This window comes from Paenibacillus sp. CMM36 (assembly GCF_053570945.1).
Genome location: NZ_JBSEDY010000008.1, coordinates 125,700 through 147,697, shown reverse-complemented (window position 1 = coordinate 147,697; position 21,998 = coordinate 125,700). Strand labels below are relative to the sequence as shown.

Here is a 21,998-nt window from a genome sequence, read left to right as displayed (position 1 = left end):
GTGTGTGTATCCAGATGCTTTGGAAGAGATATTCAAAGTTTTTCCAATTGCTGGATTATATATGTTTATTGTATCTTTGACAGCGTTTTAGTGTATATACCTCTTTTGTATACTTTTTCAGTCTCCAAAAGGGTAGACAATCCTCTAAAAAGAGTAAAAAAATAGGATTGGCTTCTAGTGCCAATCCTTATTTACCCTTGGAAGTCCAGAAACAACGTCGCATTCACATACCGACGTGCCATGGACAAAAAATAACTATTTTGCACCGCTACTGCTGCCACCAGCAAAGTATTACGCACTGCTTCACACTGGTTAGGGGTCAAATGCTGTAAACGACTGGTGTATTGATCAGCCGCCTGAACCAGCAACTCCTCTGTCGCACCTTCCTGACGCTGCTGTACTGTAACGGAATCTCCGTTATCCTTTACATAGCCTGCACCAGCAACATCGAGCAGTTGGTCTCCGTTCGCATCCAGCTCCTCAAACAAAGTTGAGTAGGCAGCGTACAAATCGACCGGCTGAATCAGATCGTCCGTATCATCTTCGGGCTGTTGGAACAGGATATGAAATAGCTGACGAATGGATTCAAAATCAAGACATGATTTTAAATCTTCTACAATGAGCAATATAGCTGCCTGGTTGACCGAGTATTTTTTGCCGATCTTCGGAGCGCCGAGAAATTCCTTGAAGTCGCGTTTGACCCAATTTTGCATAGATGCTAGTGACACATGGCTGTACTCGACTAGTTGTCCCAGGGAAACAATCTCTTGCAGCGAAAAGGCTGCGCTGTGCTTACCCTTGATGATTTTATCTAGCACAGGTGTCACATCGGTGTATAAAAATGTCGGCATCGCGCTCCCGGAGCGGGCGAGATGGCTATGAGTGCGCCTCCAGGCGTCCTGCAGAACGGCCAAAGGCTGCAATTCGCGGCGACCTTCCATGGCCAGCAGCAAATGGGCCATATCACGACGAGTAAGGGTAAAAGACTCCATCTGCTTTCCTCCCTTTATTACATTTCAAGTTCATTTGAACTCATCATACGCCCTCAAACTAGGCTTGTAAAGTGAAGCAATGAGACGTGCGGGTTCTATTATGCCTTATTTTCTGTGTAAATTGGAGGTAGGCGACCTGCTACGATTCCATATGAACCTTGTATATTTTCTTTTAAGTTCTTAAAATAAGTTCAAGTGAACTTAAAATGGAGTTCCTTAAAAAAATTGAACGAAAAAGGGATGAGTGAAAATTATATGGGTATAGGTGTCAGTCTATTTTTGTTTGCGGTGTTGATTTTATTTAGTGCTTTCTTCGTGGCTACCGAGTTTGCGATTATTAAAATCCGTTCCAGCCGGGTCGATCAGCTGGTTGTGGAGAACCGTAAAAACGCACTGGCGCTACAAAAGGTCGTCAATAATCTGGACGGCTACCTGTCCGCCTGTCAGCTTGGTATTACGATTACAGCGTTGGGACTCGGCTGGCTCGGTGAACCGACCGTAGTCAAATTGCTGGAGCCTCTCTTTCAACAGCTCAACATCAATGGGGATTTTTCACATATCCTGGCCTTTATTATTTCATTCGTCATTGTAACTTACCTGCACGTGGTGATCGGCGAACTGGCTCCCAAAACATTGGCGATCCGCAAAGCGGAAGCTGTCAGTTTGTTAACCTCTCCAGTCATCGTGTGGTTTAACCGGATTATGTATCCGTTTATTTGGCTCCTTAACGGCTCGGCCAATCGTCTGGTTCGTCTGTTTGGTCTTCAACCGGCTAGTGAGCATGAAGAAGCGCACTCTCAGGAAGAAATTCAGATCATTTTGTCCGAAAGCGTGGAAAGTGGTAAGATCAATAACACCGAATATGGCTACGTAAATCGTATCTTTGCTTTTGACGAGACCGTTGCCAAAGAAATTATGGTGCCACGTACAGATATGGTATGCTTGTTTACGAATCGCTCGCTAAAAGAAAACATGCTGACTATTCACGAAGAGCAGTATACCCGTTTTCCGGTGGCGACAGATAGCAAGGATCAGATCATTGGTATGATTAATACCAAACAGCTATTCCTTGAGTATGATCGCAATCCCGAGCTTGTTTTCGACAGCCTGATTCAACCGATCTTGACCGTTCCGGAAGTTATCCCCGTCAACACACTGCTGAAACGTATGCAGAAGGAGCAGGTTCATATCGCTCTCCTGGTCGATGAATACGGTGGAACCTCCGGTCTCATTACCATCGAGGACATTTTGGAGGAGATTGTTGGCGAAATTCGGGACGAATTTGATAAGGATGAACGGAAGGAAATCGAGAAACTGACGGAGAACAGTTATTTGATGGATGGTAAAGTGATGCTTTCCGATCTGAGTGATCTGACTGGCTTGACATTGGACGATGAAGACGTGGATACTGTCGGAGGGTGGGTGTATAGCCGGGTTCCGGAACCTAGACAGGGCAAGGAATTCATAGAAGAAGATGTGAAATTTATCATTCGTGAAATGGGTAAAAATCGTATTCGTCGGGTGGAGATTATTTTACACTACACATCCCCCGCATCTGAATTGGAAGCAGAATCGGACACTTCTTCCCGGGAATGAACCGTGTGACCTGAGCGTTTATCTTTGCACTTGACACTTGTGTTCACTCCTACTGAAATGACATATCTCCAGGGCAAACGGCTTAGGTCGTTTGCCCTGCACGCGTGTAAGGAGGAGCTAGTAAAGTGGATATTTTATCTTCTATTATTATGGGAATTATTGAAGGGCTGACAGAGTTTTTGCCGGTCTCTTCGACGGGTCACATGATCCTCACGGCTGATCTTCTAGGATTAAACACAGAGAATGATACGGTCAAAACGTTTGAGGTTATCGTGCAATTAGGTGCTGTGCTGGCAGTCGTCGTATTATACTGGCGCAGATTCCTGAGCCTGTTTGATTTCAGACGCAAAATCTCGAGTCAGCCACGTCTAAACCTGTTACATATTATTTTAGCCATGATCCCAGCTGGGCTAATTGGCGTACTGTTCCGTGATGTAATTAAGCAATACCTGTTTGGTCCTGAAACGGTTCTCTATAGTTTGGTCATCGGAGGCCTGTTGATGATTGCGGCCGAGAAATTTCATCCGCCCATTAGATCACATACGTTGGATGAGATCACGTACAAACAGGCTTTTACCATCGGTCTGTTCCAAGTCCTAGCTCTATGGCCAGGCTTCTCCCGTTCAGGCTCAACCATGTCTGGGGGCCTATTCGCACGTGTAAGTCATACGGCAGCCGCGGAATTTACATTCCTCGTATCGGTTCCGGTCATGCTGGGTGCATCGGGTATTGATATGATTAAAAGTATGGATCATCTGTCTATGAGTGATTTTCCGGTGTTCGCAGCAGGCTTTATTACTTCCTTTATCGTCGGGATGCTGGCGATCAAAACATTCCTCGGTCTGCTCAAACGCTTGAGTCTGACTACGTTCGCCATTTACCGCTTCGTGCTGGCGGCTGTGTTCTTTTTCATTATTTTATAAGCCATTGTTTGGTACCAATAACCAATAACTAAAAAGGGATATCCATAGGGTCTGAATGATCAGCCTTGGATATCCCTTTTACTATTTTGCAGAAAGGATAGATCGTACTGAACGATCCCCCTATCATGCGTTCTGATTATTGTTTGGATTCCAGTGTAGTCAAATATTCCGAGATTTGAGCTGGCGTTTTAGCGTATTTGCTGTGCAAATGAGCAATTTTTTCGCCATTTCGGAACACGAGCAGACTCGGAATGCCGCGCACTTGATTTTCGTCGGCAATCGGCTGGAATTTCTCCGCATCAAGCGCAAAGAAACGCTTATCCGCGTTTTCTTCAATAATGCCGTCCATAAATTTATCCAGTGTCTTGCAATCCGGACACCAGGTTGTATCAAATTTCACGACGGTCAGACCGTCACCGTTAATTAAATCCTGATATTGCTGCTGAGATTCGATGCGTTCCATTCGTTAGTCCCTCCTAGGTTGTATTTACAAAACATCTCCATATTCACATATGGAATTATATAAACGGAAGCTTATTCTTATATTGTAATGGTTCTTTTATAAATTGCAACTGGGACGGGTACATGTTTGACACTTGTCCCATCATTGCCGGGATCAGCGGTATTGCGCATCATAACGATTGGCTCGGCTAATTTGCTGTAGCGCCTGCCGCTCTTGTTGAGTTAGCGGTGCAATATCTGCAGCAGAAATATTATGCTCCAATTGTCCCAAAGAGCTTGCACCCGGGATCACAGCAGCGACAGTCGGATGTGAAAGGCTATAACGGATAGCTGTCTGCCCCATACTACGGTCCGCCCCTGCAAAAGCCTTTAATTGCTTACGCACGTCCAGCAGCTCTGCTTCTTCGTAGTCTAGGTATCCCTTCGCTGCCTTTTCTTCCCCCTTATCAGCCAATACACCGCTCGCTACGGGTCCACGTGCAATCACGCTGATTCCCCGCTCCTGAAGCAAAGACAGTACCTCTTCCTCTGCACGTCGGTCCAGTAAACTATACTGATTCATAACACTAACGATATTCGAGCGTTTGACATATTCACGGATGACGTGCGGGCGAATGGAGGAAATACCATAATAACGGATGACGCCCTCCCGCTGTAGCTGCTCAAAAGCCTCAATGGTTTCGTCTATCGGATCGTTAATTGTCCCTCCATGCAGCTGATACAGGTCGATATAGTCCGTTCCCAGGCGACGCAGACTTTCTTTAACAGCTGACAGGATATATTTCTTGGACGGGTCCCATTCCCAGCCCTCCTGCCCTGGTATGCGCCGATTCCCAACCTTGGTCGCCAGGATAACATCCTGCCGCCGTCCACGGATCGCTGCCCCCACAATTTCTTCATTGCGTCCATGCTGGTACAAATCAGCCGTATCCAACAGATTTACGCCTTTATCCAACGCTTCATGAATCAAGTAAACAGCTTGCTGCTCCTCCGTACCGACCGACATACATCCCAGGCCAATCTCACCTACCAGCAAATCTGATGATCCTAGGCGGTTTCTTTTCATTTATGCTCCCCTCACTTCCAATAACGTATAACTTTAAATTTTCAATATTTCTCTATTATACGAAAAAAACAACCCCAAAGGCATAGAGACTCCACACTCTCCAATCTTTGAGGTTGTTGTATACGATTCGTAATTAATTCGTAATTAATTCGTACTATCCGAATAGCCATTGAACGGCCTTAGGAAATTGACGCTGAAAACAATCTACTCGATGCACTGCATCCTGATCCAGCTCAAGAAGCACATCTTTTGCATCCAGTCCCTGTGTCCGCAGCAACTCGTGTGCCTGGAGGGTGAGCGGAACCATATCTTTTTGTACATTCGTCTTCCCTTCACCTTCACGGGTCCCGACAGATATATAAAAGCGTTGTGTCCCATCCCTCACAGTTGCACATGATGCAGATTGCATATAATCAATCATACCCGGATACCAATACGAGCCTGAGATGGAACCGACGCGTCCGAATACGTCCTTATACTGGAAGGCGGCATACATGGAAATTAATCCGCCCAATGAGGCGCCGATAATGCCCGTATGCTCCGTTCCAGTATGCACTGGATATTTTGCCTCGACGTATGGCATTACTTTTGTAACCACAAACGCCAGATAGGCATCTCCACCACCACCAAAAGCAGGTCTTCCTTCTACTAAAGCAGCTGCCTTCCAAGGCGTATAATCATCCAGCCGATTTACGGGCTGAATACCCACCAGCACCACACGGGGCAGCTCCCCCGTAGAAAAACCTCTTTCCAGCTCATCTAATCCGCTTAGAAATAAAGAGCTACCATCCTGCACATACAGCACCGGATACAGCTCATTATGATTCACGGAGACGGGAGGTGTATAGACGTGCACAAGATACCCATCTAATGAAATTTCATCTACATGACCTTTCATCCTACACAGTCCCCCATGATGTAAATGTATGCATTACAATGCGGCATCTATTTCCTTGATCATTTCAGATACAGATTCCAGACCGTTACCTGACAGGTACCAGTAGTTAGGATCAAGGTATACAATATGACCGTTTTTAAATGCATTGGTTTTCTTCACCAGTTCATTCTCCATGGTTTGTTTACCTGTAACCTGCTCCTTGCCTTCTTCGACCACCACTGCTCCACGGTCAACGACAAAAATATAATCCGGATTTTTTTGCTGTACATATTCAAAAGAAACTTTTTGTCCATGCGTGGATACTTTAATGCCAGGATCTACAGGGGTTACGCCAAAAGCATCATGAATGATACCGAAACGGGATTGTGAGCCATATGCGCTCAGGCTTCCTTCATTTGTCAGCACGATCAGTCCTTTAGCTTTGCTCGCTACAGCCTTGTCATGTACGCCCTTGATGGAGCTATCAATCGCAGCCAGTTCCTGCTTGGCAGCATCCTCTTTGTTGAAGATTTGCCCCAACGTTTCCACGTTCTTTTTAAAGGAATTGATGTAATCCTTGGTGTCTACAGCCATCGAAATAGTAGGTGCAATTTTGCTCAACTCTTTATAGGCATCCGCTTGTCTGCCACCGATGATGATCAGTTCAGGAGAGAGATCACTGATTTTCTCATAATCCGGTTCAAACAGCGTACCTGCACTTGCATATTTGGAATCTTTATATTTGCTCAAATACGTAGGAAGATCCTGCTGCGCTACCGCCGCAACGTCTACGCCCAGCTTGTCCAACGTATCCAGTGAACCAAAATCAAATACAACAACATTTTTGGGGTTAACTTTGACTTGAACCGGGTTTTCATCGAGTGCATGTTTGACCGAGATGGTTTTGGATTCAGTGGTTGCAGTCGAGGAGCCCTCACCTGTCGCTTCCGGTGTTACCGGAGCCGCTTTACCACAAGCCGACACGATCAGTACCAATGCAAGCATCAGCGTTAAAAACATCATATTTTTCTTCATTTAACATTCCCCCTAAGTGAAATAAACGCAAATTTTATGGTCACCAATCTGTTGAATCGGAATATCCATATCGTACAAGTCCTTTAATACCTGACTATCAATCATCTCGTCAGCCGTTCCTTGTTTTAGCAACCTGCCATCCTTCATCCCTACAATATAGTCTGAATAGCAGGAGGCAAAGTTAATGTCGTGCAACACGACTAGAATCGTTTTGCCGAGATCATCCACCAAACCACGCAACGTCTTCATAATCTGAACCGAATGCTTCATATCCAGATTGTTCAGCGGCTCATCCAGCAGGATGTATTCTGTGTCCTGAGCCAAAATCATGGCAATAAAAGCCCGTTGTCGCTGTCCCCCACTAAGCAAATCAATATGCTTATCTTTCATATCCTCCAGTCCCATGTAAGCCATAGACTGCTCCACCATTTTGCGATCCTCGCTGTTCAATCTGCCCTTGGAATACGGAAAACGACCGAAACTGACTAGTTCCTTCACGGTTAAGCGAATATTGACATCATTCGTCTGTTTTAAAATCGATATCTTCCGGGCTAGCTCCTCACTTTTCGTCAGGCTCACGGCTTGCCCGTCAATGAGGATTTCTCCCTCATCACTGTCAGTCAGGCGACTGATCATCGACAACAAGGTGCTTTTTCCAGCGCCGTTAGGTCCAATAAAGGAGGTAATCGTTCCTTTAGGTACAGTGACGGATACCTGATCCACCACATTTTTATTCCCGTAGCGTTTGGATACGTTTTTGACTTCTACCATGACTTATTCTCCCGCAGCAAAAGGTACAGGAAGTACACCCCCCCCGATAAAGTTAATAATGACGCTGACTGTTGTCGATAAGTCGAATACTCTTTCTGCCAGCAGTTGGCATCCTGCCAACGCAATAACACTGACACAGATAGAGGCCGGAATAATATAACGATGCTGATAGGTTTTCATCACCTGATAAGCCACATTGGCCACAATTAATCCGAGAAACGTAATCGGCCCGACAAGCGCTGTAGAAATGGAAATGAGAATCGCTACGATAATTAGCAGCCTTTTGATAATAAAACCATAAGGGAGACCTAAATTAATCGCATGCTCTCGTCCGAGCGACAGCACGTCCAGATACTTAATGAATCTCCACGCATAAGCAAATACGAGCACAAGCACGAATACAGAAAGCCATAACAGTTCGGTGTTTACATTACTAAAGCTGGCAAAGCTCTTGTCCTGGATTTTCGCAAATTCGTTTGGATCAATCAGTACCTCCATAAAGGTAGACAGACTGTTGAATAGTGTGCCGAACACCAGACCAATCAGCAAAAGCACATAAATCCCACGTCCATCTTTGCGGAAAATTAATTTGTATAGCAGTCCTGCGAACAGCACCATCAGCCCCACCGACAGCAAGAAGTTTAATTCTTTGCTGGTCGAAATCAACGGGACGGAGCCAAATGCAAAAATAATCGTCGTCTGAATCAGCATGTACAGTGAATCCAGGCCGATAATACCCGGAGTCAAAATCTTATTATTCGTAACCGTCTGGAAAATAACGGTTGCAAAAGCAATGGAGCCACCTGTCAGAATGAAGGCTGCGATCTTTTTCAATCGTCGTGGCAGCGCGTAATGCCAGGTATGCGGAAGATCTATAAACACGAAAGCAGCAATCAACACAAGCGCGGCAGCGGCTAATATGCCGATTTTTAATTTAGGATTCATAAGCCCTTCTCCTCAGCAGCAAATACAAGAACAACGCGCTCCCGATCACACCCACCGTAAGTCCTACAGAAATTTCATACGGATAAATGATGACCCGTCCCAAAATGTCGCAAAACAGCACAAAAACGGCGCCCAGGATCGCTGTATGGGCCAGACTTTTTTTCAAATTATCCCCCATATACATGCTGACGAGATTGGGTACAACTAGCCCCAAAAAGGGAATCGTCCCGACCGTTAAGATGACAACAGAGGAAACCAAAGCCACGATCACTAACCCGACATTGACGGTACGCTTGTAATGAACTCCCAAATTGGCTGCAAAATCCTCACCCATGCCTGCAATTGTAAAACGATTCGCATATATGTACGCCAACGCGACCAAAGGAACACTAAGATACAGCATCTCATAGCGACCACTCATAATGAGAGAAAAATCTCCCTGCATCCACGAGGAAATGCCCTGAATCAGATTATATTTGTAGGCAAAAAAAGTCGTCACCGAATTTAAAATGCCTCCAAACATCAGACCGACCAGCGGGATAAATACCGGGTCCTTGAACCGGATTTTATCCAGTATCTTCATGAAAATCAGCGTTCCCCCTAAAGCAAATCCAAAAGCCGTCAGCATCTTCGTCCAAAATCCTGCCGCTCCAAACACCATAATGGCCATCAGCACACCCAATCGTGCCGCATCCATCGTCCCTGCAGTGGTGGGAGAAACAAATCGGTTCCGGGTAAGCTGCTGCATGATCAATCCACAGATACTCATACTCGCCCCTGCGATAATGATACTGATCAAACGTGGGAATCTGCTAATCAGGAGTACCTGCGCCTGATCGTTGGTTAAGTGGAACACATCAAGTGGAGTTACATCATGAACACCAATAAAAACCGAGGCGAAGGCCAGTACTAGAAAAGCCAGTATTAAATAACGCAATTTCATCTCTAACTAAGGGAGCCTGTCCAATAACCTGCACCAAGCTTCGGCCCTGTCCTCCCCTCCAATAATGATAATGATTATCAAAATCAACTAGCATAAATTATATCAGTGATATTGTATCTGTCAAATTTTTTTGCAATGAATAAACCATATCAAGAAAGGTGTTAGCAAAACCTGAATAGTCTAAAGAGCGAATGAGCAAATAAGAGCAATATCCTGTAAAATAGAGGTGGAAGATTTTGGGGCCCTCTTTTCCATTTTTACTGTAAGCAGTTCTTGGAATTCGGGTTTCATTAATTTGATAGACCAAAAAAACAGGAGGAGAATGATGAATCACATATTAATCGTCGAGGATGATACCGCCTTGAGTAATGGTATTGTTCTTGCTCTCAAAGAACCTAACAACGTATTTACGCAAACATATGACATTACTGCTGCAAAAGAACAATTGAACATCACTGCTTTTGACCTAGTGATACTTGATGTAAACTTGCCGGATGGGAATGGACTCGACCTCTTAACCCATATACGTAAAACAAAAGCTTTACCAGTCATTGTTCTGACTGCGAATGATATGGAAACAGATATTGTCACTGGTCTTGAGCTGGGTGCTGATGACTACATCACCAAACCCTTCAGTCTGATGATACTGAGAGCAAGAGTTGGTGTTCAGCTTAAGAAATCCAAATACTCGCTTGCAGACTCCATTCAGCTAGGTGATTTTTCCTTCTCATTTGAGAGGATGGAATTTAATAAGAATGATATACCGATTGAACTAAGTAAAACGGAGCAAAAATTGTTGCGCATTCTAATCAACAATCGAGGAAATACCGTTTCGCGTGATCATTTAATAGACAGCATCTGGACTGACGGGGCTGAATATGTAGGTGAAAATGCCTTGTCGGTTACGATAAAAAGGCTACGTGACAAGCTCGAGGATCATCCTTCTTCCCCACAATATATTAAAACGGTTTATGGGCTGGGCTACACATGGGCGTTGAAATGACAACACTCCTATATATATGTATTGGAATTGCCGTTGTTGCTGTATGCACCGCTGTGGGTGCTATTATGCTGTATCGCAGGAGCATCCATAAAACAATGAAAACCATTGAGAACATGCTGGATGCCGCGATAAATGGCAGCTTCTCAGAGGATGTCTTTGATGAATCCGTTCTTTCTTCAATAGAAGCTAAATTCGTGAGATTTCTTTCCATTTGTTCCGTGTCCTCCAAAAATCTGCTTGCTGAAAAGAATAAAATAAATGAGCTGATTTCCGATATTTCACACCAAACGAAAACACCATTGGCCAACATCCTGCTTTATTCCCAACTACTTAGCGAATACGAACTATCACAGGATACCTCCACTTGTGTGAAAGCTCTATCAACACAGGCCGAAAAGCTTAATTTCCTAATCCAGGCATTGTTGAAAACATCGCGGCTTGAAACGGGGATTATCACGGTAGCGCCAAGGCAAGAATCTGTTCATAAGCTCCTTGATGCTGCACTGGAGCAAATAACGCCAAAAGCAGATGCCAAAGGGATTTCAGTTATTAGGGAGGACACCGTTATTCATGCTTATTTTGACCTAAAGTGGACCAGTGAAGCTGTCTATAACATTATGGATAACGCTATAAAATATACAGAGACAGGCGGAAGCATGGATATAAAAGTGATGGCATACGAATTGTTTTGTCGAATTGATATTACTGATAGCGGCATAGGCATTGCAGAAGAAGAACAAGGGAAGATCTTTACCCGCTTCTATCGCTCCCCTACTGTTAACTCGCAGGAGGGTGTCGGGATTGGACTGTTTTTAGCTAGAGAAATCATCGCTGCGGAGGGTGGGTACATCAAAGTACGGTCACACTACGACCGTGGTTCTACCTTCTCTATTTTTCTTCCTATGGATACTTAATTCTTTCAATACCGTTAGATTTCGGAAAGATTGTAGAAAGATTAGTGTGCTAATGTCTGTACTGTAGATGACTACGATACAGACATTTTTTTTGTGGAGGAGAACGTACATGGCTCTATTGAAAACTCAGGCATTAAGGAAGCATTACGGTAACGGAGATACTGCTGTTCATGCCTTAGACGGCGTGAATCTGGAAGTGGAAAGCGGTGAATTTGTCGCTATTGTCGGTACGTCCGGGAGCGGCAAATCTACCCTTCTCCATATGCTGGGTGGACTTGATCGTCCGACAAGTGGAAACGTTACGATTGACGGCAAAGATATTTCTACATTAAAAGACGAAGAATTGACTATTTTTCGCAGACGAAAGATTGGCTTTGTTTTTCAAAATTACAACCTGGTGCCTGTCTTGAATGTCTACGAAAATATTGTGCTTCCTATTGAACTGGACGGTAAAGAACCAGACAAAGCCTATCTGACCCAAATTACAAATACACTGGGGCTTAAGAACAAATTAAACAATCTACCAAGTAATCTTTCGGGAGGTCAGCAGCAGCGAGTCGCTATTGCGAGAGCACTGGCGACGAAACCAGCCATTATTTTGGCTGACGAGCCTACTGGCAACCTGGACAGTAAAACCAGTCTGGATGTGATGGGATTGATCAAAGTATCCAGCCAGCAGTTCCGCCAAACAATAGTGATGATTACCCACAACGAGGAAATTGCGCAAATGGCAGACCGGATCATCCGTATTGAGGACGGTAAAATAGTAGGTGGTGCGACTAGATGATCAAGGTAAAAAACAGTAAGGCGGTTCGTAATTTATCAGATAAAAGTTTAAAAGCCAATAAAATCCGCAATATTATTGCGGTTATCGCTATTGCCTTAACCACTTTGTTATTTACATCTCTGTTTACTATGGGGATTGGCGCGATGGAAAGTTTCCAGCAGGCAACGATGCGACAGGCTGGTGGGTTAGGGCAGGGTTATCTCAAATATATCAACGATGAGGAATTTAATCACATCAAAGACCACCCTCTTATTAAAGAGATAGCATATAGCCGCCTGTTAAGTGGAAAGGTGACAAACGAGCAATTTTTAAAGCGTCGTGCGGAGTTCTGGTATCATGACGATGTAGGGCTAAAGCTAGGATTGATTGAGCTAGAAAAAGGCCACAAACCAGTGGCGGAAAATGAGGTTATCGCAGACTCCAAGACCCTACAGTTACTGGGTACTCCCCTGAAAGAAGGCGCCCCATTGTCCTTGAAGCTTGAGGTTCACGGCAAAATGGTACAGCGTGAATTTATCCTCTCCGGCTGGTGGAAGAGTGACCCCGCCGCCGGGATAGCCAGAGGTCAAATTTATGCTTCTAAAGCTTATGTGGATGCACATGCCGAAGAATTACGCTACACATATAAGCAGGATCAAGATATGACCGGAGCCATCAATGCAACTATCATGTTCGATAACAGCTCGAACATGCGGGAAAATCTTAATAAAGTGATTACAGAAAGCGGTTATTCCCTGGACAAAAATGCACCGAACTACATTGCAAGTTCTGTGAACTGGGCGTATCTTTCCAACACTTTCAGTTCGAACCCTGAAGCCGTCTTTCCCCTAGCCACTGGTCTGTTACTGATCATGCTTACTGGCTACTTGATCATCTATAATATTTTCCAAATCTCGGTGATGCGTGATATTCGTTTCTTCGGTCTTCTAAAAACCGTCGGCACAACCAGCAGACAAATCAGCAGAATCATCCGAAGACAGGCATTATTTCTTTCCTTGATCGGGATTCCCATCGGCTTGCTCGGGGGTTTTTGGGTCGGAAAATCGCTTATCCCTCTGCTGCTTATGAACCATTATAGGCACGCTGAGGTAACCCTATCCCCCAGCCCATGGATTTTTATCGGCTCCGCTCTGTTTGCAGTCATAACAGTTATGATCAGTGCATATAAGCCTATTAGGATTGCAGCGACTGTGTCTCCAATCGAGGCTGTAAGATACGTAGACGGAGCTACCCAAAAGGGGAAGAAAAAACTAAGAAAATCAACTAACGGTGCTAAGATTCCCCTGATGGCTCGATCCAACTTAGGGCGCAATAAGAAGCGGACTACTTTGGTGCTGCTTAGCCTTTCTCTAAGTCTAGTGCTACTGAATACTACTTTTACATTATCCCAAAGTCTGGATATGAATAAGTATGTGTCTAAAAGCCATGATACTGACTTTCTGATTGCACATGCTGATTATTTTCAAGAACATTTCACAGGCCCTGACAATGCAACGACAGAAAGCTATATTCAGGCCGTCCAGGCACAACCCGGTTTTGAAGAAGGTGGACGATTGTACAGTGGCAGCAATTTATTCACTGTCGAGCATAAAGAGAACAAAGAGGAAAATTGGGAAATCGCCACTCCTGACGCTCGCGGCAACTTATCTACAGTAGTGTATGGGCTTGAAGATCTCCCCCTTCACCGACTAAAATTAATTGATGGCGAACTTGATTATGGCAAGCTAGCTTCGGGAAAGTATATTTTGGAAGGAGTCATTTTAGGCGATTACGATAATCCTCACATGGAACTATCCGTATACAAAGTAGGTGAAAAGGTTACTCTTCATAACTATATGGGCACAGCAAATGCCCAAGAGTATACTAGCCATGAATTCACAGTGCTTGGTCATGTTGGCGTAAAACCAACCAATTCTGGTGTAGACGTTCCTACTTATACTAACTTCTATCTCCCGGCGGATATCTACAAAACGCTTGTGAAGAAGCCTGTGGTGATGAGTTATGCCTTTAATGTATCCGACAGTAAAGAAAAAACGATGGAGAACTTTATAAAGAATTATACCGAAATAAAGGAGCCAGTGATGGACTATAAATCCAAATCCACCGTGATTGCCGAGTTTTCAGGTATACAAAAAACAATTCTGATGATTGGCGGTACGCTCAGTATTATTATTGGTGTAATTGGCATTGTTAATTTTGCAAACGCGCTTCTAACTAGTATTCTGACCCGCTATCAAGAGTTTGCTATACTACAAAGCATCGGCATGACCAACAAACAATTAAAAACAATGCTTATATATGAGGGGATGTACTATGTACTCGGCACCAGCATATGCTCCATCTTATTAGGAAGCTTATTTTCCGTCCTGATTGCGAGACCCTTGAGTACTCAAATATGGTTTATGGGTTATAAATTTATTATCTGGCCGCTGATCCTCGTGCTGCCTGTTCTGCTCGCTCTTGGGATATGTCTTCCTCTCGCTATTTATTCTCTGAGCGACAGGAAAACTATCGTGGAACGACTGCGAACAGCAGAATAAATCCCCCTTAGTCGAAATGACCTAGCAAAAACTTATAGCTAGGTCATTATCGTATGCTTTAAAACCATCTATCGCTGGCTATATAAGGCCTTTTGGTGAAAGACCTACTTACCGTAGCTGCTTCCCCATACCCTACTCTGCATTCCATAGGCATTGTGGAAGAGGAATATGGTAAAATCTTCGCGGCTCCACCTCTTCCATTTTTCTTTCCATAGGCAGGTTATCTTTCAACATTGTTAGATTTCAGAAAGATTGTTGAAAGATTATTATGATACGGTCTGTATAGTATAGCAAGGAGATACAGACTATTTCTTGGAGGGAAACAAAAGTGACTTTATTGAAAACTCAGGCATTAAGGAAGCATTACGGGAACGGAGATACTGCTGTTCATGCCTTAGACGGCGTGAATCTGGAGGTGGAAAGCGGTGAATTTGTCGCTATTGTTGGTACGTCCGGGAGCGGCAAATCCACCCTTCTCCATATGCTGGGTGGACTGGATCGTCCGACAAGCGGAAGTGTTACGATTGACGGCAAAGATATTTTCACATTGAAAAACGAAGAATTAACTATTTTCCGCAGACGAAAGATTGGCTTCGTGTTTCAAAATTATAACCTGGTGCCCGTCTTAAATGTCTATGAAAATATTGTGCTCCCCATTGAACTGGATGGTAAAGAACCCGACAAAACCCACATAGATAAAATAGTACATACCTTGGGCCTTGACCACAAAATGAATAATCTTCCAAACAATCTTTCCGGTGGACAACAGCAGCGTGTAGCCATTGCCAGAGCACTGGCAGCCAAGCCCGCCATTATCTTGGCAGATGAACCCACCGGAAATCTGGACAGTAAAACCAGTCTGGATGTAATGGGATTGATTAAGGTATCCAGCCAACAGTTCGCCCAAACAATGGTGATGATTACCCACAACGAGGAAATTGCGCAAATGGCCGATCGGATCATTCGTATTGAGGACGGTAAAATAGTTGGTGGTAAAGGCAAATGATCAAGGTAAAGAACAAAAGAGTAATCCGTAATTTATCAGACAAGAGCTTGAAAACGAACAAAACTCGCAATATTATTGCGATTATCGCTATTGCCTTAACCACTTTGTTATTTACATCTCTGTTTACTATGGGGATTGGCGCAATGGAAAGTTTCCAGCAGGCAACGATGCGACAGGTTGGTGGGGAAGCGCATGCTTCTCTCAAATTTATCAACGATGAGGATTTTAATCACATCAAAGACCACCCTCTTATTAAGGAGATAGCATATTGCCGCTCGTTAAGTCAAAAGGTAACAAACGAGCAATTTTTAAAGCGCAAAACGGAGTTCTGGTATCGTGACGATCTAGGGCTAAAGCTAGGATTGGTTGAGCTAGAAAAAGGCCACAAACCGGTGGCAGAAAATGAGGTTATCGCGGACTCTAGCACCTTACAGCTACTGGGTATTCCCCTGAAAGAGGGCGTCCCATTGACCTTGAAGCTTGAGGTTCACGGCAAAACGGTGCAGCGTGAATTTATCCTCGCCGGCTGGTGGAAGAGTGACCTCGCCGCCGGGATGGACGTAGGCACAATCTATGCTTCTAAAGCTTATGTGGATGCCCATGCTGAAGAATTAATTAACACATATTATAATCGGACCGGAGCCATCAGGGCAGATATCATGTTCGATAACAGCTCGAACATCCAGGGAAAACTTGATCAAGTGATTACAGAAAGCGGTTATTCCCTAGACCAAAATGCACCGAACTACATTGCAAGTTCTGTGAACTGGACGTATTTTTCCAACACTTTCAGTTCGAACCCTGAAGTCGTCTTTGTCTTAGCTGGTGGTCTGTTACTGATCATGCTTACTGGCTATTTGATCATCTATAATATTTTCCAAATCTCGGTGATGCGTGATATTCGTTTCTACGGTCTTCTAAAAACCATCGGCACAAGCAGTAGCCAACTCCGTAGGCTCATTCATAGACAGGCATTATTTCTTTCCTTGGTCGGAGTTCCCATCGGCTTACTTGTGGGTTTTGGGGTCGGAAAATCGCTTCTCCCTCTGCTTATGAACACTTTTGGGCACGCTGAGGTAACCCTATCCCCCAACCTATGGATTTTTATCAGCTCCGCTTTGTTTGCAGCCATTACAGTTATCATCAGTATTTATAAGCCTATTAGGATTGCAGCGACTGTATCTCCAATCGAGGCAGTAAGATACGTAGACGGAGCTATCAAAAAGGGTAAGAAAAAACTGAAAAAATCAACTAACGGTGCTAAAATGCCGCTGATGGCTCAAGCCAACTTAGGGCGCAATAAGAAACGGACTACTTTAGTGCTGATTGGCCTTTCTCTAAGTCTGGCGCTACTGAATATTACTTTTACATTATCCCAAAGTCTGGATATGGATAAATATGTGTCTAGAAGCATTGACGCTGACTTTGTGATTGCACATGCAGGTTATTTTCAAGAACATTTCACAGGTCCTGACAATGCAACGACGGAAAGTTATATCCAGGCCGTACAAGCACAACCTGGCTTTGAAGAAGGTGGACGATTGTACAGTGGCAGCAATTTACTCACTGCTGATTGTAAAGAGACCTTAAAGGGAGACGGCACCGACGCTCGTGTCAACTTATCTGCAACCCCAGGCATTAATGCTTGTGGCTCTTTACCATACGACACCGACGCTCGTGGCAACATATCAGCAGCAGCATATGGTCTCGAAGAGTTTCCTCTTCACCGACTACAACTAATTGACGGTGAGCTTGATTATGGCAAGCTGGCTTCGGGTAAATATATCCTGGAAAATGTCATACTGGATAACGATGGTAATCCCAAAATGAAATATTCGGCATATAAGATAGGTGAAAAGGTTGTCCTTCATAACTATATGGACACAGCAAAAGTCCAGGAGTATACTAGCCATGAATTCACAGTCCTCGGTCATGTCGCCCGAAAAGGAATTAATAATGGTGTAATAGGTGCTAATGTTGAATTCTTTCTTCCGGCGGATATCTACAAAACACTTGTGAAGAAGCCTACGGTGATGAGTTATGATTTTAATGTATCCAACAGTAAAGAAAAAACGATGGAGAGCTTCTTAAAGAACTATACCGGAGTAAAGGAGCGAACGATGCACTATCGATCCAAATCTACCGTAATTACCGCGTTATTAGGTATGCGAAATACTATTTTGATGATTGGCGGTATGCTCAGCGTTATTATCGGTTTGATTGGTACTCTTAATTTTGCAAACGCGCTTCTAACTAGCATTCTGACCCGCCATCAAGAATTTGCTATACTACAAAGTATCGGTATGACTAATAAACAATTAAAGACAATGCTCATTTATGAGGGTCTGTACTATGTGCTCGGTACTAGCATATGCTCCATCTTATTAGGAAGCTTATTTTCCGTCTTGATTGCAAAACCCCTGAGTAACGTAATGTGGTTTATGAGTTATAAATTTATTATCTGGCCCCTGATCCTCGTGCTGCCTGTTCTGCTCGTTCTTGGGATCTGTCTTCCTCTCGCTATTTATTCTCTGAGCAACAAGAAAACTATCGTAGAACGACTGCGAACGGCAGAATAAATCCCCCTATAAAGAAAATGACCTGGTCAAACCTTTTGGCTGGGTCATTTCTTGGTTATTCAACAGTGGTTTAATCCCTACTCCCTGAACCATGAGCAAATAAGAGCATATCCTGTAAAATAGAAATAGAGAATGGGCGGCTCTCATTTACACTTTTATTGTGAGCGGTTGTTAGAGCTCGGAATTGTTTAACCAAAATACAAGAGGAGAATAATGAACTATATAATAATTGTCGAGGATGATATCGCCTTGAGTAACGGGATTGTTTTTGCTCTTAAAGAACCTAACAACGTATTTGTACAAGCTTTTGTGTGAAAGCTCTATCTGCACAGGCCGAAAAGCTTAACTTTCTTATCCAGGCATTGTTGAAAACATCGCGGCTTGAAACGGGGATTATCACGGTAGCGCCAAGGCGGGAATCTGTTCAAAAGCTCCTTGATGCTGCATTGGAGCAAATGATGCCAAAAGCAGATGCCAAAGGGATTTCAGTTGTTATGAAGGACACATTTACCCATGCTTATTTTGACCTAAAGTGGACGATTGAAGCTGTCTATAACGTTATGGATAACGCTATAAAATATACAGAGACAGGCGGAAACATGGATATAAAAGTAATGGCATACGATTTATTTTGCCGAATTGATATTAACGACAGTGGTATAGGGATTGCAGAAGAAGAACAAGGGAAGATCTTTACCCGCTTCTATCGCTCCCCTACTGTTAACTCGCAGGAGGGCGTCGGGATTGGACTGTTTTTAGCTAGAGAAATCATCGCTGCAGCGGGTGGCTACATCAAAGTACGGTCACACTACGGCCGTGGTTCTACCTTCTCTATTTTTCTTCCTATGGATACTTAATTCTTTCAATACCGTTAGATTTCAGAAAGATTGTAGAAAGATCAGTGTGTTAATGTCTGTACTGTAGATGACTACGATCCAGACATTTTTTTGTGGAGGAGAACGTATATGGCTCTATTGAAAACTCAGGCATTAAGGAAGCATTACGGGAACGGAGATACTACTGTTCATGCCTTAGACGGCGTGAATCTGGAGGTGGAAAGCGGTGAATTTGTCGCTATTGTCGGTACGTCCGGGAGTGGCAAATCCACCCTTCTCCATATGCTGGGTGGACTTGATCGTCCAACCAGTGGAAACGTTACGATTGACGGCAAGGATATTTTTACATTAAAAGACGAAGAATTGACTATTTTTCGCAGACGAAAGATTGGCTTCGTGTTTCAAAATTACAACCTGGTACCTGTCTTGAATGTCTACGAAAATATTGTGCTTCCTATTGAACTGGACGGTAAAGAACCAGACAAAGCCCACATAGATAAAATAGTACATACCTTGGGCCTTGACCACAAAATGAATAATCTGCCAAACAATCTTTCCGGTGGACAACAGCAACGTGTAGCTATTGCCAGAGCATTGGCAGCGAAACCTGCAATTGTTTTAGCAGATGAACCCACCGGGAACCTGGACAGTAAAACCAGTCTAGATGTGATGGGATTGATCAAGGTATCCAGCCAACAGTTCGCCCAAAGATGGTAATGATTACTCATAATGAAGAAATCGCGCAGATGGCAGACCGCATCATCCGTATTGAAGACGGTAAAATTGTCGGCGGTGATACAAAATGATCAAGGTAAAGAACAAAAAAGTAATTCGTAATTTATCAGAGAAGAGCTTCAAAGTAAACAAAGCCCGTAACCTCTTTGCTATTGTTGCCATAGCACTAACCTCATTGCTATTTACAACACTGTTCACTATGGGGATTGGCGCTGGGGAAACTTACAACGGGCGACCATGCGACAGGTCGGTGGAGATGGACATGCCGTACTTAAATATATAACGGATGACGAATTTAATCATGTCAAGGATCATCCATTGATCAAAGAAATAGCTTATGCCAAACTATTAAGCAATAAAGTTACAAACGAGGAATTTATAAAGCATCGTGCAGAGCTTTGGTATTATGACGATGTGGGGTTGAAGCTTGGACTTATCAAGCTACAAAAAGGTAGCAGAAAAAGAAGCTATCACGAACTCCAAAACTCTACAATTGTTGGGAGTTCCCTTGAAGGTGGGTGCACCACTGACGCTGCGGCTTGAAATTCACGGCAAAGAAGTGAAGCGTGATTTGATTCTATCTGGCTGGTGGGAAAGCAATCCCACAGCTAACACAGGACAAATCTTCACTTCCAGCCCCTATGTAGATGCGCATGCAGATGAACTGCAAAGCACTTACAGCGTGGAAGACAAAACTATGATCAAACAGGAATTGTAAATGCATACCTCATGTGATAATAGCTTGAATATGGAAGAGAAACTCAACAAAGTGATTACGGATAGTGGTTATTCCCTTGAGAAAGATTCGCCTATATATGACTCATAATGTCAACTGGTCCTATCTTTCGACCAACTTCAGTATGGATACAGGAAAGAATCATAGCGCTAACGCCATTCTAACTAGCATACTGACCCGTCACAAGGAATTGCTATGCTGGAAAGCATTGGCATGACCAAAAAACAGTTGCGGGCCATTTTCATCTAGGAAGGAATATATTATATGCTCGGCACCAGCGTATTCTCTATGCTATTTGCAACCGTATTTTCTATTTCGATTGTGAAACCCATGGGCAGTATCATATGGTTTTTAAACTATCACTTTATAATTAGCCACTATTAGTCTTACTGCCTTTACTGTTTGTGATTGGGATACTCATTCCAGTAGCAGTCTATTCTATGAATGACAAACAGAGTATCGTGGAGCGGCTTCGAGAGTCCGAGTAGATTTGCGATTAGATTTCGCCCGGTCGGGCATTGTAGCATAATAGGCCAGCCAGGAACTTTTGGTTGTCTTATTTCTTGAACACCTAGTATGAGTGTTAACTAACTATACAGTGAAAGTCCGGAATAGCGACCAGAAAGTATTGGTCATTAAGGACAATGGTATTAAATCTGTTTATAGATAAAATTAGGAAACGTATTTTTAAAAAAAACGTACGAGCAAGGTACAAAAATCAAAAGTTTCCAAAAACCTGCATCTGTAAACTTGAGTAGGATCGGTATTAGAACAAAAGTCAAACACGACGTTTATATTTGAATTTGAAAATATATAAGAAAAAGAAGAAGTATTGCTACTTCTCCTTTTCGTCAGTTAAACAGTAATTTTAGTTAGACAAAATCATTCTTTCACCAATCAATACCATTGGGTGGTATTAGAACTACAATTTCCAGGGGATTCGATACAATCTGCTCTACAATTATCAGGATCACATTTCTGTTGTACTTCCATATCAAAATCCATAGTTTCCAAAAAATCAATTTTTTCCATGATATTTTCACCTCCTTTCACTATTAAATTATCATTAAACATACCTCTTTTTTTTCTATTGTAAAAAACAGCACTTTATTTGGCATAATTGGGTTTGAAAAAAGTGGTTTATACCATAAATAAAATACTGTTGAATAACCAAAAAATATTGAAAAAAAAAGACCCTATTTTCTGTAGAATCGTTTGTACCACCAAGCGACTCAGAAAGAGAACGATCTCA

General features: G+C 43.3%; 18 protein-coding genes and 3 pseudogenes. 12 read left to right on the top strand and 9 right to left on the bottom strand.

The features are described 5' to 3' along the window. Positions 1-191: 191 nt before the first annotated feature. Positions 192-992: a DUF1836 domain-containing protein gene (locus ACWA2B_RS17015; RefSeq protein ID WP_039273781.1), complete on the bottom strand. Its 801-nt coding sequence runs from the start codon at positions 990-992 to the stop codon at positions 192-194. Between the two features lie 255 nt (positions 993-1,247). Here ACWA2B_RS17015 and ACWA2B_RS17010 point away from each other — a divergent pair, with 255 nt between their 5' ends. Continuing rightward, complete coding sequence (locus ACWA2B_RS17010; protein WP_176715730.1) at positions 1,248-2,588, top strand: hemolysin family protein; 1,341 nt, start codon at positions 1,248-1,250, stop codon at positions 2,586-2,588. A 125-nt stretch (positions 2,589-2,713) separates the two neighbouring features. After that, positions 2,714-3,511 carry an undecaprenyl-diphosphate phosphatase gene (gene bacA / locus ACWA2B_RS17005; RefSeq protein WP_029519259.1) on the top strand — a complete coding sequence of 266 codons (798 nt, stop codon included), beginning with the start codon at positions 2,714-2,716 and terminating at the stop codon, positions 3,509-3,511. 136 nt (positions 3,512-3,647) lie between these two features. Here the strand turns inward: bacA and ACWA2B_RS17000 are convergent, their stop codons facing one another. From ACWA2B_RS17000 to ACWA2B_RS16970, 7 genes and pseudogenes are all read right to left on the bottom strand, one after another. Beyond that, positions 3,648-3,974 (bottom strand): thioredoxin family protein, encoded by a 327-nt coding sequence (locus ACWA2B_RS17000; protein WP_025721930.1) that lies wholly within the window; start codon positions 3,972-3,974, stop codon positions 3,648-3,650. A gap of 153 nt (positions 3,975-4,127) precedes the next feature. Next, positions 4,128-5,039, bottom strand: a complete 912-nt coding sequence (locus tag ACWA2B_RS16995; RefSeq protein ID WP_318628090.1) for an aldo/keto reductase — start codon at positions 5,037-5,039, stop codon at positions 4,128-4,130. Positions 5,040-5,193: 154 nt separating this feature from the next. Beyond that, positions 5,194-5,937 carry an alpha/beta hydrolase gene (locus ACWA2B_RS16990; protein ID WP_165149478.1) on the bottom strand — a complete coding sequence of 248 codons (744 nt, stop codon included), beginning with the start codon at positions 5,935-5,937 and terminating at the stop codon, positions 5,194-5,196. Positions 5,938-5,970: 33 nt separating this feature from the next. Then, positions 5,971-6,951: a siderophore ABC transporter substrate-binding protein gene (locus tag ACWA2B_RS16985; RefSeq protein WP_209949893.1), complete on the bottom strand. Its 981-nt coding sequence runs from the start codon at positions 6,949-6,951 to the stop codon at positions 5,971-5,973. A gap of 12 nt (positions 6,952-6,963) precedes the next feature. Further along, positions 6,964-7,722, bottom strand: a complete 759-nt coding sequence (locus ACWA2B_RS16980; RefSeq protein ID WP_039273792.1) for an iron ABC transporter ATP-binding protein — start codon at positions 7,720-7,722, stop codon at positions 6,964-6,966. Beyond that, a pseudogene (locus tag ACWA2B_RS16975) lies at positions 7,716-8,667 on the bottom strand (iron chelate uptake ABC transporter family permease subunit). Before ACWA2B_RS16975 ends, ACWA2B_RS16980 begins: the two are co-directional and overlap by 7 nt. Continuing rightward, positions 8,657-9,610: an ABC transporter permease gene (locus ACWA2B_RS16970; protein WP_025721924.1), complete on the bottom strand. Its 954-nt coding sequence runs from the start codon at positions 9,608-9,610 to the stop codon at positions 8,657-8,659. The pseudogene ACWA2B_RS16975 and the gene ACWA2B_RS16970 overlap by 11 nt, the downstream one beginning before the upstream one ends. A gap of 325 nt (positions 9,611-9,935) precedes the next feature. On the opposite strand from ACWA2B_RS16970, the gene ACWA2B_RS16965 reads away from it, so the two are divergent. The 10 genes and pseudogenes from ACWA2B_RS16965 to ACWA2B_RS16920 all read left to right on the top strand — a co-directional run bounded on the left by ACWA2B_RS16965 (position 9,936) and on the right by ACWA2B_RS16920 (position 20,728). Then, positions 9,936-10,613: a response regulator transcription factor gene (locus ACWA2B_RS16965; RefSeq protein WP_340933969.1), complete on the top strand. Its 678-nt coding sequence runs from the start codon at positions 9,936-9,938 to the stop codon at positions 10,611-10,613. Next, positions 10,610-11,527: a sensor histidine kinase gene (locus tag ACWA2B_RS16960; protein WP_342434485.1), complete on the top strand. Its 918-nt coding sequence runs from the start codon at positions 10,610-10,612 to the stop codon at positions 11,525-11,527. Before ACWA2B_RS16965 ends, ACWA2B_RS16960 begins: the two co-directional genes overlap by 4 nt. A 109-nt stretch (positions 11,528-11,636) precedes the next feature. Continuing rightward, positions 11,637-12,314: an ABC transporter ATP-binding protein gene (locus ACWA2B_RS16955; RefSeq protein WP_342434486.1), complete on the top strand. Its 678-nt coding sequence runs from the start codon at positions 11,637-11,639 to the stop codon at positions 12,312-12,314. Beyond that, positions 12,311-14,854 carry an ABC transporter permease gene (locus tag ACWA2B_RS16950; protein ID WP_342434487.1) on the top strand — a complete coding sequence of 848 codons (2,544 nt, stop codon included), beginning with the start codon at positions 12,311-12,313 and terminating at the stop codon, positions 14,852-14,854. Before ACWA2B_RS16955 ends, ACWA2B_RS16950 begins: the two co-directional genes overlap by 4 nt. Positions 14,855-15,182: 328 nt before the next feature. Further along, positions 15,183-15,860 carry an ABC transporter ATP-binding protein gene (locus ACWA2B_RS16945; RefSeq protein ID WP_322252841.1) on the top strand — a complete coding sequence of 226 codons (678 nt, stop codon included), beginning with the start codon at positions 15,183-15,185 and terminating at the stop codon, positions 15,858-15,860. Further along, on the top strand, positions 15,857-18,439 hold the full coding sequence (locus ACWA2B_RS16940) for an ABC transporter permease (protein ID WP_342434488.1): 2,583 nt from the start codon (positions 15,857-15,859) through the stop codon (positions 18,437-18,439). Before ACWA2B_RS16945 ends, ACWA2B_RS16940 begins: the two co-directional genes overlap by 4 nt. Before the next feature lie 299 nt (positions 18,440-18,738). After that, positions 18,739-19,296, top strand: a pseudogene (locus ACWA2B_RS16935) (sensor histidine kinase); the annotation flags it as partial. A 108-nt stretch (positions 19,297-19,404) separates the two neighbouring features. Further along, positions 19,405-20,081 (top strand): annotated as a pseudogene (locus ACWA2B_RS16930) (ABC transporter ATP-binding protein). Positions 20,082-20,247: 166 nt separating this feature from the next. After that, positions 20,248-20,553, top strand: coding sequence for a hypothetical protein (locus ACWA2B_RS16925; protein WP_449292446.1), 306 nt, complete (start codon positions 20,248-20,250; stop codon positions 20,551-20,553). Beyond that, entirely contained in the window at positions 20,525-20,728 is a 204-nt protein-coding gene (locus ACWA2B_RS16920) for a hypothetical protein (RefSeq protein ID WP_449292445.1), read from the top strand. The genes ACWA2B_RS16925 and ACWA2B_RS16920 overlap by 29 nt, the downstream gene beginning before the upstream one ends. A gap of 915 nt (positions 20,729-21,643) precedes the next feature. Here ACWA2B_RS16920 and ACWA2B_RS16915 read toward each other — a convergent pair. Further along, positions 21,644-21,778, bottom strand: a complete 135-nt coding sequence (locus tag ACWA2B_RS16915) for a hypothetical protein (protein WP_342434490.1) — start codon at positions 21,776-21,778, stop codon at positions 21,644-21,646. Between the last annotated feature and the right edge of the window lie 220 nt (positions 21,779-21,998).